Genomic DNA, 6,113 nt, shown 5'->3' with positions numbered 1-6,113 from the left:
GCCGATACGGCCAAAACCGTTAATACCTACTTTGATAGTCATTGTAGTTGCTCCACAACTTAATTTCTGATTAAAGATAACTGGTAGTAAAATTACAGAATCCAGTATACATCTGCAATAGATAATCCGACTTAACTTGTTTAATGTCAAAAAAAAGCGACGCTTTTCTTAACAATTGGGTGTAAGTGGTTGAAAATTGACCATTGCGAGTGGCTCTGTACCCTTCCAGTTGGGTAAAATACCTCTAAATGATGATTCACTTATGAGTGTATATGTACAATGTTTCCTGGTGAGAAAGTATGTGCTACAAAACGACTCATATGCAAGCCTTTATAGAAAAAAGTAAATATAATAACTGATAATGTGGAGAGATATTAACGTGATTCAAAAGGGAGGAAATATGATAAAGCCTGATGAATACTGGCGTGAACGCCTAACGGACGATGAATTTTCTGTGTGTCGTCAACGTGGTACCGAAGCCCCATATAGCGGTAAGTTACTGCACAACCATAAGACGGGTGTCTATAGCTGCACATGCTGTGAAAGCCCTTTGTTTCTGTCGGATAACAAATATGATTCAGGGTGCGGTTGGCCAAGCTTTGATGCCCCAGTGAATGATGAAGCAGTACGCTATATAGAAGATCTAAGTCACGGAATGAAGCGTGTAGAGATCCGTTGTACCGCTTGTGATAGCCATTTAGGTCACGTTTTTCCTGATGGTCCGAAGACAACCGGTGAACGGTTCTGTGTTAATTCTGTGTCGTTAATTTTCAACAAAAATGACGAAACTACCAAATAACTTGTCACAATTGTCTAATCCTTACAGGCGTATTTGTTGATTGAGTGGTACTGAACTGCCCAGTAGCTCAGTATTTCAGAGTTATTTCTAGCACAAACGAAAACAGCTACCATCATGGTAGCTGTTTTTTTGAAAGCTCGTGAATAGAACGTTTGGACTAGAAAACGAGAACAGTGCGATCAGTAACGAGGGACAATCGAAGGGCTGTAAACCTCATCTTCAATAGCGTCGACTATATTGTCCGCGTCTTCATTTAGTTGTTCGTATGTTGACTCATCGAAACGGTACAACACGGTAAGTTCTGCTTCCGAAGCAATAGGCACATCAAAGTTCTTGGCAACCATTGCCCAGACGTACGCTTTTTCCATATGCCCAAGGCTGTGGTTGATACTCGCCATCGATTTGAAGATCTCGGTGTTGACCTTCGAACCATTAGAAAGCGTTAACGCATTATTGAGTAGCTTAAGCGTTTTTTCATGGTCACGGGTAGTATAAAAAGTGGCTAGCGCATATTGCATCTCTGCTGTGTTTAATGCTTCTGTCCCTTCTAATTGCAGGAAACTGCGTCTTGCGTTGGTATCCCCAGTTTGTGACCACATAAAATAAAGCGTTTCCGGGGTATTTGATCGCGAGAGTTCGTTAACAATACGTTCAGACTCTTCGATACTATTCATTAAGGAGATGAAGCGACGTTCTTGAAGTTTGGATTGATCAATCGTTTCGATCTGTGCAGCAAGCTCTAGACACTTTTTGTAAGCAGAGACTAATTCGAATTCTTTAATCTTATTGGTATCGCTGGGGTTTTCTTTTGCTTCAAATCGATGCCAGACGAGGTCGGTACGTGCGACACGGCACTGTCCGTCGTTCATATTTAACTTTTCACACTGAAGCCACGGGTTGCTTTCGCACAATTGAGCGGTATTTTTGTTCCCGTCAAAACACCCAACCAGAGTGAAAGGCAATAGGCTTAGTACCAACCATTTCATAATTTTCATATTCCTTCACTTGTGATCAAATACACTTATTTTCAGTCAGGTTCTTGACTCAATTCTGATACGGGTTATTTTCTGGTGAAAATTGTTAAAACTAAGGCCTTACCATGGATGCAGAACAACTTCTTAGCGCAATGACCCCCGAGGTCTACGAACGTTTAAACTATGCAGTTGAAACGGGGAAATGGCCAGAAGGAACGGCGCTCTCTAAAGAGCAGCGCGACTCGTGTATGCAGGCGGTTATGTTGTATCAATCGAAACATAACTCTGAAGCTCAACATATGACAATTGCAGCCGGCGGAGAAATTAGCTTTAAATCAAAGTCTGAACTAAAGAAGCAGTTTAAGTCCGACCAAGAAGATATTGTTAGAGTTAATCCTAATCATTAGGCTTAAATTACAACAAAGGGGTGGCACTGTGCCACCCCTTTTTGACTGTTAAGCTGTTTATTTATAAACAATAATACGATTTAGTTCAGGTTTACGTGAGGGCTTGATTAAAGGTAAGCCCTCGGCTAAACGAATCGCAGGATAGGCTTATAAGCTCATCTCACCGCGTAACACTTGTTGCATTTGAGCCTTCACTTCTTCGTAGCTTAAATCTTGGCTCAATAGATAATGTAATTTCGCCAGTGATGCTTCTGGTGTCATATCGTAACCACTGATAACGCCCGATTCTGCTAGTGCACAACCCGTCGCGTAACCACCCATGTTGACTTTACCTGCCAAACACTGAGTTAGGTTCACCACAATCACACCTCGCTCTGAGGCATCTTTTAAGTGTTGAAGTAGTTCTTGATTTTGCGGTGCGTTACCAACACCAAAAGTAAGCAGAATCATTGCATTTACAGGCTGTAGTAGCGTGTTGCGAATCACCTCATGCGAGATTCCTGGGTACATTGTAATTACACCGATGGGTTGCGGAGTAATGTTATGAACCTTGAAAGCACCTTCAGGTTGTTCGTTTACCTTAACGTTATTGCTGATCTGGATATTGATACCCGCTTCTAGCAATGGAGTTAGGTTTGGAGAGGTAAACGCATTGAAGCCATCAGCGTGTGATTTTGTACTGCGGTTACCGCGCATCAACTTGTTGTTGAAGAACAGTGTCACTTCGTTGATCGGATAGTTCGCTGCAATGTGCAGAGCATTAAGCAGGTTTGCTTGTCCGTCTGAACGTAATTCTGCTAATGGGATCTGAGAGCCCGTAACAATCACAGGTTTGCCGAGGTTTTCCAGCATGAAAGACAGAGCAGAGGCGGTGTAAGCCATAGTGTCTGTACCGTGCAGGATAACGAAACCATCGTACTTATCGTAGTTCGCGCGAATATCATCAGCGATAGTCTGCCAATCAAGTGGCGTCATATCTGAAGAGTCCATTAATGGAGAGTATTCATGAATGGTGTACTCAGGCATTTCTGGGCGATGGAATTCAGGCATGCCTGCTAGCTGCTTATCCATAAAACCTGCGACTGGGACATAGCCGTGGTCCAAAGACTTCTGCATGCCAATTGTGCCGCCGGTATACGCGATATAGATGTGTTTTCTTTCCATGGCGATTAATACTTAGTGTGATATAGGGAACAGGGGGGCGATTATAGCGAATTATCATGCAATAAAAAGAGGCGCCTCACACAGAGGCGCCTCTTGATAACAAAGCGTTGAGCTTATCTTATTGAACTTGGCAGTTTAAGCAAAAAGCATATCGGCCTTGTGGGTCGTTAAAGTTACCTAACAGTTGGCTATCTTGGGCTAACTGTTGAGTAATAGGCTGTAAACTGCTTGGAATCATTGACTGAATATCAAGGCCTATCGACACCTGAACTTGGTTCATAAATTCTTGAATAAATAGTTCAGTGGCTGAAAGAGGCTCTTCTACCCAGTAGATATTGTAGGTTTCAAGCTCTGCAAGTGAAGCCGCAGCTGTAATCGCATCATCAAAATCACCAATTTCATCGACTAGACCTTTCTCGATTGCATCTTGGCCTGTCCATACTCGGCCTTGAGCAATCTTGTCTACAGTATCGACTTCCATGCCACGGTTTTCTCCAACTAGGCTGATGAATCGGCGGTAACCGTTTTCAATGCCCATTTGGAACGCATCTTTCGCGCCGTCGCTAAGCCCTGTTGTAATACCAAGGCCAGAGAAAGGCGACGTACCAACGCCATCGGTGTAAACGCCGATATCGTTCAAGCCTTTCTCAAAGGTCGTGATAACACTGAAGATACCGATCGAGCCTGTTAGTGTGGTTGGTTGAGCCAAAATCTTGTCTGCGCCCATCGAGATCCAATAACCACCCGAAGCGGCAAGGCTAGACATAGAAACCACAACAGGTTTACCTGCTTGCTTGATCGCTTCTATTTCATTGCGGATAACTTCTGAAGCAAACGCGCTACCACCTGGGCTGTCTACACGAAGTACAACCGCTTTTACTTTGTCGTCGTTGCGCGCTTGGCGAAGTAGTGCGGCCGTGGTATCACCACCAACGGTGCCACGTGGCTGTTTGCCATCCATAATTGCGCCGCTAGCAACAATTACAGCGACATCGTGCGATTCACTTGTTAGGTCAGGAAGCATGGTTGTACGGTACTCGTAGTACCCCAACGCGTTATAGCTGTCTTGACCGTCACTGCCGAAGACGTCTGCGAGCTCTAGACGAACTTGTTGGCGAGTTGCCAGTTCGTCAACTAAACCAAGCTTCTCTGCCAGTTTTGCGATATCGCCATCAACCGACTCAAGGTCTTTTAAGAAAGAGTCCATGCTTGGGTTCAAGGTTTTAGCATCGATCTGGCGGTTGTTGCTTACGTCATCAACGTATGCTCCCCACAGTTGACCTAACCAACGAGAAGCTGACTCTTTCGCTGCGTCTGACATATCGTCGCGAATGAAAGGTTCGATTGCAGACTTATAAGTACCGACGCGGAATACATGTGTATTTACGTCAAGCTTCTCTAATAGAGTTTTGTAGAATAGCGAGTAAGCACTATAGCCTTTAAGCAGCACGCCGCCGTCAGGCGATAAGAAGACTTTAGTTGCGTAGCTGGCTAGGTAGTATTGGCTTTGGTTATAAAAGTCACCTACCGCATAAATTGGTTTGCCAGTTGCTTTGAACTCGTTAAGTGCTTTAGCTATGTAGCGCAGCTTGGTCAGATTGGTTTCTGGCAACTCTTTCAGTGCTAAAACGATACCAGTTACCTTGTCATCGTCTTTGGCGTAGCGAATTGTTTCAACAATATCAAACAGGACATTTTCTTTTGGAAGGTCTTTGCCAAGCAGTGAACCCGTGACCGAATCCATCGGATTGATATAGCGACTTTGCTCCACGATAGGGCCAGACAGGTTAAGTACTAAAGCCGATTCCTGTGGAACAGTGGGTTGAGTTGTGTCTGAGTGGAAGTATACAAAGTAGATGATGGCGATACTGAGTAAAAAGAAAAGGTTAACCAGCGCAAGACGCACAAACGTGATGAGCTTCCAAATCCCTTTAAAGATCATGCCTATAAATTTGAATATCTTTTTCATTATGTCTCCGCAGTGAGATCACGTGGCTTTAACAAGCAACAGTACTATTAATCTCAATAATATGAACTGCTTAGTATCCTACGATAATTCCCTAGCTCAAACTACACCAAGAATTGTTAATCGATATATATTCTCATTAAGTGTAGTCAAATTAAGGGTTTCTGAACGATTAATGCGTCCTGCATTATGATCGGTGTTACAAAAATGTAAACGGTTGTTTGAACTTTTGGTGATTGAGTTATATTGTGGTCAGACCACAAGGATATAATAATAGAAGTGATGTCTGCCATGTACCCACATTTACTCGAACCACTCGATCTTGGATTTACTCAGTTACGTAACCGTGTATTGATGGGATCAATGCACACGGGTTTAGAAGAAAATAAAGAAGGCCTCCACAAGCTTGCCGCGTTTTATGAAGAGCGAGCAAAAGGAGGCGTTGGCCTTATTGTTACCGGTGGTTTCTCTCCTAATTTACGTGGCAGATTGACCCCATTTAGTGCTGAGTTCAGTAAAGTTAAGCACGCTAAAGCTCACCAAGTTGTTACCGAGGCCGTGCATAAGCATGGAGGTAAAATTGCCCTTCAGTTGCTACATGCTGGCCGCTATGCCATGCACCCATTCGCGCAAAGTGCTTCGGGCATCAAAGCGCCAATCGCTAAGTTTGCACCGAGTGAGATGAGCCCTCGTCAAATTAAAAAGACCATCGGTGCTTTTGCCAACAGTGCAGAGCTAGCTCAGGTTGCTGGCTATGACGGCATAGAGATCATGGGCTCCGAAGGTTACTTGATTAACCAATT

At 43.8% G+C, this 6,113-nt stretch carries 5 protein-coding genes and 2 pseudogenes; 3 read left to right on the top strand and 4 right to left on the bottom strand.

Translation table 11 applies throughout. The annotated features are described in order from the left end of the window. Positions 1-150: pseudogene (locus tag AB4496_RS01405) on the bottom strand (type I glyceraldehyde-3-phosphate dehydrogenase); the annotation flags it as partial. Between the two features lie 250 nt (positions 151-400). On the opposite strand from AB4496_RS01405, the gene msrB reads away from it, so the two are divergent. Beyond that, the gene (gene msrB, locus AB4496_RS01400) at positions 401-799 is read left to right on the top strand and encodes a peptide-methionine (R)-S-oxide reductase MsrB (protein ID WP_009848657.1); all 399 of its coding nucleotides are present in this window, start codon (positions 401-403) and stop codon (positions 797-799) included. A gap of 179 nt (positions 800-978) precedes the next feature. On the opposite strand, the gene AB4496_RS01395 is transcribed toward msrB, so the two are convergent. Next, positions 979-1,785, bottom strand: a complete 807-nt coding sequence (locus AB4496_RS01395; protein WP_009848656.1) for a DUF2989 domain-containing protein — start codon at positions 1,783-1,785, stop codon at positions 979-981. A gap of 113 nt (positions 1,786-1,898) precedes the next feature. On the opposite strand from AB4496_RS01395, the gene AB4496_RS01390 reads away from it, so the two are divergent. Further along, complete coding sequence (locus AB4496_RS01390) at positions 1,899-2,180, top strand: YeaC family protein (protein ID WP_009848655.1); 282 nt, start codon at positions 1,899-1,901, stop codon at positions 2,178-2,180. Positions 2,181-2,327: 147 nt separating this feature from the next. Here the strand turns inward: AB4496_RS01390 and ansA are convergent, their stop codons facing one another. Both ansA and sppA read right to left on the bottom strand, forming a co-directional pair. After that, positions 2,328-3,344 carry an asparaginase gene (gene ansA, locus AB4496_RS01385; RefSeq protein ID WP_102257910.1) on the bottom strand — a complete coding sequence of 339 codons (1,017 nt, stop codon included), beginning with the start codon at positions 3,342-3,344 and terminating at the stop codon, positions 2,328-2,330. A 118-nt stretch (positions 3,345-3,462) separates the two neighbouring features. Continuing rightward, positions 3,463-5,313, bottom strand: coding sequence for a signal peptide peptidase SppA (gene sppA / locus AB4496_RS01380; RefSeq protein WP_009848710.1), 1,851 nt, complete (start codon positions 5,311-5,313; stop codon positions 3,463-3,465). Positions 5,314-5,592: 279 nt separating this feature from the next. Here sppA and fadH point away from each other — a divergent pair. Next, positions 5,593-6,113: pseudogene (gene fadH, locus AB4496_RS01375) on the top strand (NADPH-dependent 2,4-dienoyl-CoA reductase); the annotation flags it as partial.

Source organism: Vibrio sp. 10N.222.46.A1 (assembly GCF_041473595.1).
GTDB lineage: Bacteria > Pseudomonadota > Gammaproteobacteria > Enterobacterales > Vibrionaceae > Vibrio > Vibrio tasmaniensis_A.
This window is presented reverse-complemented; position numbering and strand designations above follow the sequence as displayed.